General features: G+C 67.9%; 18 protein-coding genes. 7 read left to right on the plus strand and 11 right to left on the minus strand.

Translation table 11 applies throughout. The annotated features are described in order from the left end of the window. Positions 1–273: 273 nt before the first annotated feature. Positions 274–774: an SRPBCC family protein gene (locus tag EV193_RS09015; protein ID WP_130343522.1), complete on the plus strand. Its 501-nt coding sequence runs from the start codon at positions 274–276 to the stop codon at positions 772–774. A 54-nt stretch (positions 775–828) separates the two neighbouring features. Here the strand turns inward: EV193_RS09015 and EV193_RS09020 are convergent, their stop codons facing one another. The 3 genes from EV193_RS09020 to EV193_RS09030 form a co-directional block, all read right to left on the minus strand. Further along, positions 829–1,260, minus strand: a complete 432-nt coding sequence (locus EV193_RS09020; RefSeq protein WP_130343523.1) for a YciI family protein — start codon at positions 1,258–1,260, stop codon at positions 829–831. 145 nt (positions 1,261–1,405) lie between these two features. Beyond that, positions 1,406–1,759 (minus strand): cupin domain-containing protein, encoded by a 354-nt coding sequence (locus EV193_RS09025; protein WP_130343524.1) that lies wholly within the window; start codon positions 1,757–1,759, stop codon positions 1,406–1,408. 57 nt (positions 1,760–1,816) lie between these two features. After that, positions 1,817–1,984 carry a WCX domain-containing protein gene (locus EV193_RS09030; RefSeq protein ID WP_423202143.1) on the minus strand — a complete coding sequence of 56 codons (168 nt, stop codon included), beginning with the start codon at positions 1,982–1,984 and terminating at the stop codon, positions 1,817–1,819. A gap of 69 nt (positions 1,985–2,053) precedes the next feature. On the opposite strand from EV193_RS09030, the gene EV193_RS09035 reads away from it, so the two are divergent. From EV193_RS09035 to EV193_RS09045, 3 genes are all read left to right on the plus strand, one after another. Continuing rightward, positions 2,054–2,518 (plus strand): SRPBCC family protein, encoded by a 465-nt coding sequence (locus EV193_RS09035; protein ID WP_130343525.1) that lies wholly within the window; start codon positions 2,054–2,056, stop codon positions 2,516–2,518. Beyond that, positions 2,515–2,853: an ArsR/SmtB family transcription factor gene (locus tag EV193_RS09040; RefSeq protein WP_130343526.1), complete on the plus strand. Its 339-nt coding sequence runs from the start codon at positions 2,515–2,517 to the stop codon at positions 2,851–2,853. The genes EV193_RS09035 and EV193_RS09040 overlap by 4 nt, the downstream gene beginning before the upstream one ends. A 72-nt stretch (positions 2,854–2,925) precedes the next feature. Beyond that, positions 2,926–3,366 (plus strand): SRPBCC family protein, encoded by a 441-nt coding sequence (locus EV193_RS09045; RefSeq protein ID WP_130343527.1) that lies wholly within the window; start codon positions 2,926–2,928, stop codon positions 3,364–3,366. 141 nt (positions 3,367–3,507) lie between these two features. Here the strand turns inward: EV193_RS09045 and EV193_RS09050 are convergent, their stop codons facing one another. From EV193_RS09050 to EV193_RS09080, 7 genes are all read right to left on the minus strand, one after another. Continuing rightward, the gene (locus EV193_RS09050) at positions 3,508–3,957 is read right to left on the minus strand and encodes an iron chaperone (RefSeq protein WP_130343528.1); all 450 of its coding nucleotides are present in this window, start codon (positions 3,955–3,957) and stop codon (positions 3,508–3,510) included. Between the two features lie 18 nt (positions 3,958–3,975). Then, positions 3,976–4,284 (minus strand): VOC family protein, encoded by a 309-nt coding sequence (locus EV193_RS09055; protein ID WP_242613231.1) that lies wholly within the window; start codon positions 4,282–4,284, stop codon positions 3,976–3,978. A gap of 104 nt (positions 4,285–4,388) precedes the next feature. Continuing rightward, complete coding sequence (locus EV193_RS09060; RefSeq protein ID WP_130343530.1) at positions 4,389–5,627, minus strand: MFS transporter; 1,239 nt, start codon at positions 5,625–5,627, stop codon at positions 4,389–4,391. 14 nt (positions 5,628–5,641) lie between these two features. Next, entirely contained in the window at positions 5,642–6,052 is a 411-nt protein-coding gene (locus tag EV193_RS09065; protein ID WP_130343531.1) for a VOC family protein, read from the minus strand. Between the two features lie 5 nt (positions 6,053–6,057). After that, positions 6,058–6,507 carry a helix-turn-helix transcriptional regulator gene (locus tag EV193_RS09070; RefSeq protein ID WP_130343532.1) on the minus strand — a complete coding sequence of 150 codons (450 nt, stop codon included), beginning with the start codon at positions 6,505–6,507 and terminating at the stop codon, positions 6,058–6,060. A gap of 88 nt (positions 6,508–6,595) precedes the next feature. Further along, positions 6,596–8,305, minus strand: a complete 1,710-nt coding sequence (locus EV193_RS09075) for a putative bifunctional diguanylate cyclase/phosphodiesterase (protein ID WP_242613232.1) — start codon at positions 8,303–8,305, stop codon at positions 6,596–6,598. Positions 8,306–8,358: 53 nt separating this feature from the next. Continuing rightward, entirely contained in the window at positions 8,359–8,742 is a 384-nt protein-coding gene (locus EV193_RS09080; protein WP_130343533.1) for a hypothetical protein, read from the minus strand. A 67-nt stretch (positions 8,743–8,809) separates the two neighbouring features. Here EV193_RS09080 and EV193_RS09085 point away from each other — a divergent pair, with 67 nt between their 5' ends. Beyond that, complete coding sequence (locus tag EV193_RS09085) at positions 8,810–9,604, plus strand: glycerophosphodiester phosphodiesterase family protein (protein ID WP_242613233.1); 795 nt, start codon at positions 8,810–8,812, stop codon at positions 9,602–9,604. A gap of 49 nt (positions 9,605–9,653) precedes the next feature. Here EV193_RS09085 and EV193_RS09090 read toward each other — a convergent pair whose 3' ends face one another. After that, positions 9,654–10,328 carry a transglycosylase family protein gene (locus EV193_RS09090; protein WP_130343535.1) on the minus strand — a complete coding sequence of 225 codons (675 nt, stop codon included), beginning with the start codon at positions 10,326–10,328 and terminating at the stop codon, positions 9,654–9,656. A 212-nt stretch (positions 10,329–10,540) separates the two neighbouring features. On the opposite strand from EV193_RS09090, the gene EV193_RS09095 reads away from it, so the two are divergent. Then, entirely contained in the window at positions 10,541–11,983 is a 1,443-nt protein-coding gene (locus tag EV193_RS09095) for an MFS transporter (protein WP_130343536.1), read from the plus strand. Between the two features lie 374 nt (positions 11,984–12,357). Next, positions 12,358–12,702 carry an RNA polymerase-binding protein RbpA gene (locus EV193_RS09100; RefSeq protein ID WP_130343537.1) on the plus strand — a complete coding sequence of 115 codons (345 nt, stop codon included), beginning with the start codon at positions 12,358–12,360 and terminating at the stop codon, positions 12,700–12,702. Positions 12,703–12,749: the final 47 nt, after the last annotated feature.

The following is a 12,749-nucleotide window of genomic DNA, read 5'->3' on the forward strand; positions in this document are numbered from 1 at the left end:
TCTTACGACCACGGCATGACCATTCCGTACGGGGTGCAGAGCGCGCGTCGTCAGGAATACGTACGTAGGTACGTAATTTCGTGTTCACATGGTGGGTACTTGGCGGTCAACGACTCACCCGCGTGCGACGGTAACCGTGCCCATGGAGCACCGCCACCATCGTTTCCACTGGTCAAGGCCGTTGCTCTGGCTGATCGTCGCGAGGTTGGCCCACCCTTGCCGGCGTTCCCTGTCCGCTGGTCTACTCACGACCACACCAGCGGAGGAGTGCCCATGCGGATCCCACGCATCCCGCGGTTCCCGGAGCCGGCCGCGACCGGCGCGGTGACCATCCACGCGGACGCCGCCGAGGCGTACCGAATCATCAGCGACCCACCGGTCATGATCCAGTTCGCCGAGGAGGCACACCGCGCCCGCTGGCTGGACGACGCCGGCGGTGCCGCCGTGGGCGCGCGCTTCCGCGGTTACAACCGCAACGGCCCGCGTCGCTGGGTCACCACGTGCCGGGTCACCGACGCCGACCCGAACCGGCGGTTCGCCTACGAGGTGACCGCGCCACTGGGCATCCCCATCTCTCGCTGGCAGTACGACATCGAGGCCGGCCCGGACGGTTGCACCGTCACCGAGACCAACTGGCTACGGGCTCCACTGTGGTTCATCCCGTTCGCCATTCTGATCACCGGTGCGCTCGACCGTCCTGGCGTGAACAAAGCCAACATCGCCACGACGCTGCACCGGCTGAAGGCTCATTTGGAAGGTGCCGCCGCGGCGTGACCGCGTAGACGGTGGCGGCGCCCGGGGGAGCACCGCCACCGTCGTCGCCGCAGATCAGGACTGCTGGTTCTGCTCGATCTGCTCGCGGATACGCTGCTCGGTCGCGCGCGACTCGTCGGAGTAGGCGTCGCCGAAATCATCGGCCTCGAACACCTGGCGAATCTCGATCTCCTCGGTGCGGTTGGGGTCGCTCGGGCACCGCTTGATCCACTCGACGGCCTCTTCCATCGACTTCACCTCGAGCAGCCAGAAGCCCGCGACGAGCTCCTTAGTCTCGGCGAACGGGCCGTCCAGGACGCTGGTCTTGCCGCCCTCGAACCGCACGCGCGCACCCTTCGTGCTGGGGTGCAGGCCCTCGCCGGCGAGCATGACGCCCGCCTTCACCAGCTCCTCGTTGTACTTCATCATCGCCGTGAGAACCTCCTCGGAGGGCATCTCGCCGGCTTCGCTCTCCTGGGTGGCTTTGACCAGGACCATGACTCGCATCGGGATCTCCTTCGTGCTGACCGGCTCGTTCCGGCTCACCAACGCGTCGAACCGGCACCCGGCCGATCGACACGGCGCGCCAACTTTTTCGCAGATTCCTCGATCCCGCACGTGTCCGGCGTGTGTCGGAGGTATGTCGGACCGATCAGCTGCCGTACTGCTTGGTGTCCGGGTGCTCGATCAGCAGGATGTGGGCGGTCTCGTCGGCGACCGGACGGTGCCGCAGTCCGCGCGGGACGACGAACAGCTCGCCCTGCCTCAACACCACCGGATCACGACCCTCCAGCTCGATCCGGAAGGTCCCGTCCCAGCACAGGAACAGCTCGTCCTCGTCGTGGTGGTGCCAGGGGAACTCGCCCTCCAGCCGGGCCAACCGCACGACCGTGGTGTCGTTCACCGCCGCCAGGGTGTGCTGCTGGAAGGGGCCGGGCAGCGCCGCGATGGCGTCGGACACCGAGACGGCGGCCAGGGCGCGTGGGTCCTCGTGGTGTGTCGTCATGCGGCGATCCTCACCGTCGCCGTACCGAGCGAGAAGAGCCAATGCCCAACGATTGGCTCAGCCGTAGCGCGCGGCCAGCTCGGCGCCGATCCTGGCCGTTTCGGCGCGGACCTCCGGCGGATCGAGAACCTCCACCTGCGCACCCCATCCGGCGAGGTCGCGGGCGATGTCCAGGGGAGTAGGGGCGGCGACGCGCAGGGGAGGGCGGCGCCCGATAGCAACCATCGGTTGCGTATCGCGTGCCGGTGGGCTAACGTGACACGCAACCGAACGTTGCACTACACGGGAGATCACATGGAGTACGGCAGCATCGAGCGCGAGATCTACGTCGAAGCCTCGCCTGAGGTGGTGTACGAGGTCGTCAGCAGCCCCGAACACCTCAAGGAATGGTGGCCGGACGACGTGGAACTCGATCCCGTTCCCGGTGGCACCGGTGAACTGGTCTGGGGTGACCGGAACGCGCCCGAGGCGCGCATCTCCACGGTGACTGTCGTGGACGCCCAGCCTCCCCGATTGTTCTCGTTCCGCTGGTGTCACCAGGAAGGGGAGGTGGCGAGCCCGGGCAACTCGACGCTCGTGACGTTCGAATTGACCCCTTCCGAGAACGGGACGACCGTTCACCTCACGGAAAGCGGATTCCGTGAGCAAGGGTGGGAGGCCGCGGTTCTCGAAGCGTCGTACAACTCGCACGTCGAGGGCTGGGATTACTTCGTTCCGCGCCTCGGCGCGTACGTCGCCCGTCTGGTGTCCACGCCATGACCACCGCGGTGGACGACGACCTCTGGTCGGCGATCGGAGATCCCACCCGGCGGCGGATGCTCGATCTGCTGCTGTCCGACGGGCAGGCGACGGCGACCTCGCTCAGCGAACGACTGCCGGTGAGCCGGCAGGCCGTGGCGAAGCATCTCGGCGTCCTCGATCGGGTCGGCCTGGTTCGCAGTACGCCGGCCGGACGGGAGCGGAGATACGACGTGGACGAGGCGCAATTAGCCCGCGCGATAGCGCAACTCAATTCGGTCGGCGCCACCTGGGATTCCAGGCTGCGGCGCATCAAGCGGATCTCCGAGGCGATTCAACGCGCGCAGAACAAGTGAATTCGAGAATTCGCTAGCTCTGCAAGGTGAATGCTTCGCGGGGTGAAGTATGTCCAAAATGAAGGAGGAGAAATGGTAGACATTCTGCATCGGGTAGGCGTCAAGTCGGATCTCAACAGTGTTTACGACACACTCGCCACGATCGACGGCCTCGCCGGATGGTGGACGACGAGTACGAGCGGCGACAGCACGGTGGGCGGAATCGTCGAATTCCGGTTCGGCGACGCCGGCGGTTCCGACATGCGGGTGCGCGAACTGGAGCCGGCCAAACGGGTGCTGTGGGAAGTCGTGGCAGGCCCGGACGAGTGGGTCGGCACGACGATCAGCTTTGATCTCAAGCAGGAGGACGATTACACGATCGTGCTGTTCAACCATCAGGGCTGGCGCGAGCCGGTGGAGTTCATGCATCACTGCGGCACCACGTGGGCCAAGTTCCTGATGAGCCTGAAACAACTCGTCGAGACCGGGAAGGGCGCGCCCTACCCGGACGACGTCAGCGTCGGCAACTGGTGAGTCGCGGACCTTCTACTTAACATAATGTAGATTATCGAACTACGACGACACGTTGGGGACGAGCGTCTTCGGCACGCGGATCATCGCCGAATGCGCTCGTCCCCAGGGGCACGCTCACGAAGGTCGACTGACGTTCCAGCCTCAGCTGACCGCTTTCTTGATCAGCGCGACGATCTTCGCCTCGGCCGTGGCGTTCAACTCCGTCAGCGCGAAGGACGTCGCCCACATGGTGCCGTCGTCGAGGTTCGCGTCCTGCTCGAAACCGAACGTCGCGTACCTCGCGTTGAACTTCGCCGCGGCCTGGAAGAAACAGACGTTCTTGCCGTCCTTGTTGGCGTAGGCGGGCATCCCGTACCAGGTCTTCGGCTGCAGCTCCGGCGCGTTGGCCTTGACGAGTTCGTGGAACCGCTCGGCCATGACCCGGTCGGAGTCCGGCATCTCGGCGATCTTCGCGAGCGCCTCGGCCTCCTGGTCCGCCGCCTTCTTGCCGCGGCGTGCCTCCGCCTTCAGCTCCTTGGTCCGCTCCTTCATCGCGGCGCGTTCGTCGGCGGTGAGTCCGGTGTACTCGCTGGTGCCTTTACTCTCAGTCATGGCGTCCACTCCCCTTCGTCAGTCCTGAAGCAGCCCGACGACATTGCCGTCGGGGTCGGTGAAGGTGGCGACCACGCGGCCACCACCGACGTCGTGCACGGGCTCCTTGACGGTCGCCCCGGCGGCGGTGACCTCGGCAAGCTTCGCATCGATGTCCGGCACGTGCCAGTAGGCAACCGGCGAGGTCATGGCCTGCGGTCCACCACCGGGAACCAGCCCGATGTGCTGGCCCTCGGCGTCGAAACCGACGTAGTAGGACGAGTCGGCCTGCGGCGCGATACCGAGCAGCGCGGTGTACACAGCCTTGGCCTTGTCCAGGTCGGACACGGGGTGCAGCAGGGTCTTGAAACCCCCGGGTGGTCGAGTCGCTCATGGTCACTCCTTCACGTCGTGATCTCACTATGGCGATTACGCTATGTACTCCGTGCCGGTCAGTGCTTCTTGATTCCTGACCAGTCCCGCCGGCTCACCAGAAGCACCACGCAGGCGGTCACCCCGAGCAGCACGGTGACCAGCCCGGAGCCGCCGAGGGTCGTGCTCGGGCCGAGTGCGGTGGTGAGCGGACCGCCGAGTGCCGTACCGAGGGGCGCGGCGGTAAGCAACGCCGCGCTGCGGGCGGCGAGCATCGACGCGAGGTGTTCCGGCGGCGCCGTCTTCTGCATCAGGGTCACGGAGAGCGCGACGAACGGCCCGTAGATCGCGCCGCCGAGCGCGAAGCACCCGACGGTGACGGCTGTCGGCACGTCGAGCCCGAACGGCGACAGGGTGAGCCCCCAGCCGATCACGATGGCGATCGTCACCGGCCACAGCGGCAGCCGCCGCAACGCGCCGATCGCGAGCGAACCCAACACCGCGCCGACGCCGAACAAGGTCCAGTAGAGGCCCAGCAGGGTGCCCGGCGCGTGCAGGTCGTCGGTCACGTGCAGCGGCAGCGCGACCTCGACGGGCCCGTACAGGAAGTTGAAGAACCAGGTCAGCGCCAGCAGCCCGAGCAACTCGGGATGCGTGCGCAGCAGCGCGAACCCGCCGCGCGCGGCCGTCTTGTCGACGATCGAGACGTGTCCGGACGCGGGCAGTCGGGTGCGCGCGACGAGCACGGCGAGGAAGACGTAGGTGAGTGCGTCCAGCCCGAGTACCAACGCCGGGCTGATGTAGGTCACCAGCACGCCGGCGATCGCCGGTCCGGCGATCATCGCCGCGAATTCGAGCGAGCTGACCAGCGTGTTGGCGGCGAGCCGCTGCTCGTCCGGCAGCAGCTCGGCCAGCAGCGTGTACTTGCCGGCGTTGCCCCACGCGTGCAGCAGCGACGAGACCGCGAGCAGCGCGAGGTACAACGGCGGTGACAACAGCCCGGCGAGCCAAGCAAGCGGGACGGCGCCGAGGAGCACGCCGCGCACCACGTTGTCGATGAGCAGCAGCCGCCTGGCCGGCACCCGCCGAAGACGGCGACCGAACACCAGCGCGCCCACCACACCCGGCAACGTGTACGCGGCCACCGCGCCGCCGACCCACAGGCCGGCCTGCCCCGGTGGCGCGAGTTCGATGGCGAGCCACGCCACCGCGACGAAGCTCATCCCGTCCCCAAGGTAGGAGACCGCGAAGCCGAGGATCAGCCGCCGGAACACCCGGTTGCCGAGCACCGGCCGATAGGCGGACGGGATGAGCCCCATGATCGGCGGACGGCTCAGTTGACCTGTTTGACGCGGATCTCGTTGCCGGCCGGATCGCGGAAAGCACAGTCGCGAACGCCGTAGGGCTGGTCGGTCGGCTCCTGCACGACGTCGACGTCGTGCGCCTGCAACTGCTCGAACAGCGCGTCAAGGTTCTTGGTGGCCAGCAGGATCCAGCCGTAGGTGCCCTTGGCCATCATCTCGGTGATGGTGCGCCGCTCGTCATCGGTGATGCCGGGAGCGACGGCCGGTGGCGCCAGCAGGATGTTCGTGTCGGGCTGGCCGGCGGGGCCGACGGTGATCCAGCGCATCGCGCCCTGCCCGACGTCGCCGCGGACCTCGAAGCCGAGAACGTCGCGATAGAAGGCCAGGGACTCCTCCGGATCGTCGTGCGGGAGGAACGTGGTGTTGATGGTGATGTCCATGGCGATCACGCTAGCTGTGGCTCGATGACCTGCGCTTCTCGATTCCTGACCGGCCTGCTCACCTGTCGCGCGATGCACGGCGGCATCCCCTCGGTCACGCGCGCCCCATCACGCCGGTAGGCGCTGGGCGGAACACCTACCAGTTCGGTGAACCGCGTGCTGAAGGTGCCCAGCGACGAGCTGCCGACCGCGAAGCAGACCTCGGTGACACTGAGATCGCCGCGACGCAACAGCGCCATCGCACGCTCGATGCGCCGCGTCATCAGGTAGCTGTACGGCGATTCGCCGTACGCCTGCCGGAACTGGCGGCTGAGGTGCCCGGCCGACATGTTCACGCCGCGCGCGAGCGCGTCGACGTCCAGCGGCTGCTGGTACTCCCGGTCGATCCGGTCGCGAACTCGGCGCAGCAGCGCGAGATCGCGCAGGTTCTGTTGGGCGGCTGGTCTGCTGGTCACCCGGTGATCGTACTTCTCGGCGCCACTCCCCTCGCCCGAAACCGGCCGAACGGCAGTTGCGTCACGTGACGCAACTGCCCTGGGCCGCTCAGTTGGGCGCGGTGTTCTCCACCGACGGCATCTCCCTGGCGATGTCGGCCATCAGCTGCGGCCGGCGCGTCCAACGGCCCGACGCGTTGGCCAGCAGGCTCGACAGCGGCTCGGGCTTGCCGAGGTGGAAGCCCTGCGCGACACGCACTCCGAGCCGGGACAGCGCGTCCACCTGAGTCGGCCGCTCGACCCACTCGGCCACGACCGACAGGCCGAGGCCACGCGCGATGTCGACGATCCCGCTGACCAGGACGGTGTCCCGGCTGCCGTAGTCGATGCCGCGCACGAACTCCCCGTCGATCTTCAAACCGGTGATCGGCAGCTGCTTCAGGTGCACGAACGACCCGAAGCCGGCGCCGAAGTCGTCCAGCGTGATCCGGCAGCCGCTGGCCCGCAGCTGCTGCGACAGACTCCGCGCCGCGTCGAGATTCGTCACGGCGGCGGTCTCGGTGATCTCGAATCCCAGACGACCGGGAGCGACTCCGGCGGCGGCCAGCCGGTCCAGCACGAAGTCGCCGAAGTCCTCGTCCTCCAGCGTCCGTCCGGACACGTTGACGTTGAACCGCAGCCCCGGATACGGGTGCTCGACGAGTGCGTCGATCGCCGTATCGGCCACCCAGCGGTCGATGTCCAGAACAAGATCGGTACGCTCAGCCGCCGGCAGGAACTCGCCGGGCCCGAGGTGCGGAAGCCGATTATCCTCTAGCCGCAACAACAATTCGTGCCCGACGACGCGGCCGGTGCTCAGCTTCACCATCGGCATCGCGTGCAGCGCGAGCCCGCCGTCGGCCAACGCGTTGCGCACTCTGTCCAAAACGGACACTCGCATGGCGGTGTCCATGTAGTGCCCCTGCTCGTACACGGTGACCCGGTTGCGACCGGCCGTCTTGGAGGCGAACAGGGCGAGATCGGCGTTGGCGAGCACCGCCTGCCAGTTGTCCCCAGCGTCGAATTTCGTCACACCCGCGCTGACCGTGGCGTGGCTACCCGACAGGCTTCCGCCCAGTGGAGTCGCCGCCACGGCGGTGCGTAACCGGTCGGCGACGGTTCTGGCCTCGGCCTCGTTGGCGTTCGGCATCAGCACGGCGAACTCGTCACCGCCGAACCGGCCCAACACGTGCCCCTCGCCCAGCCGGTCGCGCAGCAGATCGGCGAGCGCGCTCATCACCCGGTCGCCGACCGTGTGCCCGCGCAGGTCGTTGATGTCCTTGAAGTTGTCCAGATCCAGCAGCACCAGCGCGCCGTGACCGCCCCTGGCCAGCTCGCGCTCCAGCACCCTGGTGAGCGCCCTGCGGTTGGGCAGCCCGGTCAGCGGGTCCTCCTCGACCATCCGCAGCAGGTCGTCCTGCCAGTGCGCGATGTGCGCGGACTCCAGCTCCCGCTCACGCCAACTGGACACGTCCACGGCGCGGTACAGCAGCCGCCCGTCGGCCAGCGCCACACAGCTCACCTCGAGCCAGCGGCCGTCCGGCTTGTCCCCCGACCGCCACGGCACCACGGCCGGCGGATGCGGCACCGACGGCGCGCCGGTGAGCAGGGCCGGCAGCGACCGTCCCGCGGCCTGCTCGGCGTCCAGTTCCAGCAGGTCGGCCATCACGGGGTTGACCCAGCTGATCTGGCAGCGCCCGTCGGTCACGGCGAAGGCGACGTCGGTCGCGGACAGGACCTCGCGGGCCGCGACCTCGTCCTCACCCGTGAACTCGTCCACCGGGCACCCCTTCACACGATCGGCTGTACACGAAGCGTAGTTGACCTCGGCCGTCAGCGCAGTCGTTCCATGCTCTGCGCCGCCCGGGCCAACTCGGCGGCCATCGCACGCAACTCCCCCGCTTCCGCGCCGTCCTCGGCTGCGGTCGCCACGTCTTCCGCCGCACACCGTAGCTGGAACAGCCTGTCTTGGAGATCCGATAGTTCGTTTCCGGACAATACGACGGCGTCCTCAGGCAGGCCGCCGCGCTGCACGGCCGTGCGTCGCTCGTAGGCGCGCTGGCGGCACGGCTGGGCGCAGTACCGCCTCGGGCGGCCCACCCGATCCTCGTCCGGCAGCCGCCGACCGCACCAGCCACAGTGCCGCGCCTCGGCACGGCGCGGCAGGTACGCCGGCTCGGTGCTCGGCTCGGTGCTCGTTGGTGTCGCCGCGTTCATGACGTGCGACCGTATCTGGACACCCAGCGTGCACCCATACGCCACGCCGCTGAGGCAAACTTCAAGGATGCGTCTCGACTTCGCGGCAGACCACGGCTACCTGCGCGGACCGCATCCGCGTGCGTTCGTCCACCGGGGCTGGCACGTGGACGACCTCGACGGCATGGAGAACTCGCTCAGCGCGTTCCGGCGTGCCGTCGACGAGGGCTACCGGTATCTGGAGACCGACGTGCACGCCACGTCGGACGGCGTGGTCGTGGTGCACCACGACGCGGCGCTGGATCGCACCACCGACGCCACCGGCCAGATCGCGCGGCTGCCGTGGCAGACCGTGCGACGCGCCAAGGTGGCCGGCAGGGAGCCGGTGAGCCGGCTGGAGGACCTGCTCGAGGAGCTGCCGGAGGCGCTGGTCAACATCGACGTCAAGGCCGACACGGCGGTCGAGCCGGTGCTGGACGCCGTGCGCCGCACCGACGCGTGGGAGCGCGTCTGCCTCGGCACGTTCTCCGACACGCGGCTGGCCCGGGTGCGCAAGCTCGGCGGCGCCCGCCTGATCACCTCGATGGGCCCGCGCTCGGTGCTCGCGCTGTGGGCGTCCGGGTGGAACCGCAGGCTGCCGGTGAGCCGGGCGATCCGAGGCTTCTCGGCGCAGGTGCCGGTGCGCCACGGCCGGCTGGAACTGGTCACCCGGCGGACAGTCGAGGCCGCGCACCGCATGGGCCTCGAGGTGCACGTCTGGACGATCAACGACCCCGTCCAGATGAACGCCCTGCTCGACCTCGGGGTGGACGGTCTGGTCACCGACCGCCCCGATCTGCTGCGCGACGTGCTCACCCAGCGCGGCACCTGGGCCACTACTTAAAGTCGGCCCGCTTGACCGCACCGAGCGCAAGCCACGCTGAGGTCGCACGCTATTTGAACGCAGCCTTCCACGTCTTGGGACCGAGCCGGCCGGAGTCCCTGATGTGGTTGGCACGCTGCAGATCCAACACGGCCTGGTGGGTCTCCTGGTAGTAGCAGCCGCTGCCCTGGAAGTCGTAGCCGAACGCGTTCATGCGCAGTTGGAACGCCTTGAGCGCCTCGTCGCAGTCGCCGAACGCGTAGACCTTGCCCGGCCACGCGGCGGGCGCCGACGGCGGAACGGGCGGCCTCGGCGGTGCCGGCGGGCGCACGTGACCGCCGATGTAGGCGGAGTCGGCGCGGCTGGGCACGACCTTGCTGCGCGCGTCCCGGTCGTTGCGCAGGGCCAGGTGCTTGCCGTCGGCGCACTCCCACGGCTGCCAGCCGCGCATGCGGTAGAGGTACAGCGCCCGGTAGTCCTGCTCGGACGATGATGCCTGGTGTGGCAGGCCGGCTCCCTTGACGCTGCGCCAGGTCGACAGGTCGAACTGGTACGCGCCGTAGTAGCCGTTGCCGGTGTTGGTGTTGTACCGGCCGCTGGCTTCGCACGCGCGGAGCTTCGACCAGTCGTGCCGCGGCGGGTCGGCGGCCGCGGACACGCTCATGACGAAGACCTGGATTCCCGCCGCGGCGGCCGCCACGAGCAGCAGTTTCGCAATCCCACGCACAACTCGCTTACCGCTCATGAGTGGAACGGTAAGTCGAAGTCACAACTTTCACAACAGCAACATGTAAACCATTAGCATCACACGTCACCCTCGCGGGTGAGTGCGCGACACGCCGGTGAATCCGAAGCCTGATCGATCTCGTATCGAGCCGGCCACAGCCGCCCGTGCGTGACCCCGGGTTCAGTACCCTCCGCGTACCCGGACACCCATCCGGGGCCGAGGAGGGGTTGATGAGCGTCGTGGACGACAGCCCGGGGGCAGCGGAGAGCGCGACGAGCCGCCGTCGCGAGCAACGCGCCTGGTACTGGTACGACTGGGCGAACACGACGTTCTACACGTCGGTCACCACGGTGTTCGGCGCGATCTACTTCAGCTCGATCGCGGCCGAGGACGCGAAGACCGACATCGCGCGCAACGGGCCCCAACCGTGCATGGCGGTCAACGCCGACACCGGCGTCTTCGAGAAGAACACGCTGGTCAACTGCGACGTGTCGCTGTTCGGTATCGAGTTCCCGGCCGGCGCGCTCTGGGGCTACCTGCTCGCCGCGGCGACGCTCATCCAAGTGCTGGTCCTGCCGATCACCGGCGCGATCGCCGACCGCAGCCACGCCAAGAAGCGCATGCTCGCCACGTTCGCGTTCATCGGCGCCGGCTCGACCTGCCTGCTGGTGACCGTGGTCGAGACGACCTGGCAACCGGCGCTGATCTTCTACACGATCGGCCAAGTCGGGTATGGCGCCTCGATCGTCGTCTACTACTCGTTCCTGCCCCAGATAGCCGAGGCCGACGAGCGTGACGACGTGTCCGCCCGCGGCTGGGCGTTCGGATTCCTCGGCGGCGGGTGCGCGCTCGCACTGCAACTGGTGCTGGTGACGCTGCACGAGACGTTCGGGATCGCCGAGGGCACCGCGGTCCGCCTCTGCTTCGTGATCTCCGGTCTGTGGTGGGCCGGCTTCACGCTGATCCCGCTGCGCCGGCTCAAACAGCACCAGGTGCCACCGCACGAAGCCGAGCGCGGCGCGTCGGTGCTCACCGCCGGCTTCCGCGAACTGCGCACCACGTTCAAGGCGGCCAGGGCGTTCCCGCTCACGCTGGCGTTCCTCGGCGCGTATCTGGTGTACACCGACGGCATCTCGACGGTCGTGTCGGTATCGGCCCAGTACGGCACCGAGGAGCTGAAGTTCGGCGAGCAGACGCTGATCATCACGATCCTGGTGATCCAGTTCGTGGCTTACCTCGGCGGCATGCTGCACGGGCTGGTGGCCCGCCGGCTCGGCGCGAAGCGGACGATCCTGGGCAGCCTCGTGGTGTGGATCGTGGTGCTGGTGTGCGCCTACTTCGTGAAGGCCGGCGAGGAGCTCCAGTTCTTCGCGCTGGCCGCCGGGATCGGGCTGGTGCTCGGCGGCACGGTGGCGCTGTCCCGGTCGCTGTTCAGCCAGATGATCCCGAGGGGCAAGGAAGCGCAGTACTTCTCCCTGTACGAGATCTGCGAGCGCGGCACCGCGTGGATGGGGCCGCTGCTGTTCGCCAGTATCGGCCACGCCACCGGCACGTTCCGTTACGCGATCATCGCGCTCGGAGTGTTCTTCGTGGTCGGGTTCGTGCTGCTGTGGCTGGTGCCGGTGCGCAAGGCGATTCGCGCGGCCGGCAACGCCGAGCCCGAGCGCCTGTGACCCTCAGTAAGTACGGACAGTGAGCAACTCCCTCACAGCCGATCGGCTACCGTACGTGTCGGTAGCACATCACCGGTTCGGAGACCTCTTGACACGCCGCCAAAGGGGCGTGCATCACACGTCATGACACCCCAGTTCGGCAACGGCCCTACACGGATATCCCCCGTGCGGGTGATATCCCGGATGACCATCGCGATAACGCGTCACAAATCCGTGCCGATTCGCTCCCTAAGGAGGAAGCTTTTGTTGACGGGTGAATGACGTCACCGTGTGCTACCGGACCCTGCATCCGGGAACGATTGGACCAGTCCGGTCGTTGCACTCGGTGAGCAACACCCCGGGGCTCTACACGAGCCGAAGGAAAGGACACCGCCATGGCCGACCGTGTTCTCCGTGGGAGCCGGCTTGGGGCGGTCAGCTACGAGACTGACCGCAACCACGATCTCGCGCCGCGCCGTACGGTTCGGTACGCGTGCCCGAAGGACCACGAGTTCGAGGTCCCGTTCTCCGATGACGCCGAGGTTCCCCCCACCTGGGAGTGCCGCCTGCACGGCAGCGAGTCGAAGATCATCGACGGCGAGCAGCCGGAACAGAAGAAGACCAAGGCTCCGCGTACGCACTGGGACATGCTGCTGGAACGGCGCACCATCCCCGAGTTGGAGGATCTGCTGACCGAGCGGCTCGAGGAGCTGCGCGGTCGTCGTAGCCGCAGCGCCTGACACACACGACCGCGAAGACCCCCGGAGCCCCTTGCCGGGGGTCTTCG

The organism is Herbihabitans rhizosphaerae, assembly GCF_004216555.1.
Lineage (GTDB): Bacteria > Actinomycetota > Actinomycetes > Mycobacteriales > Pseudonocardiaceae > Herbihabitans > Herbihabitans rhizosphaerae.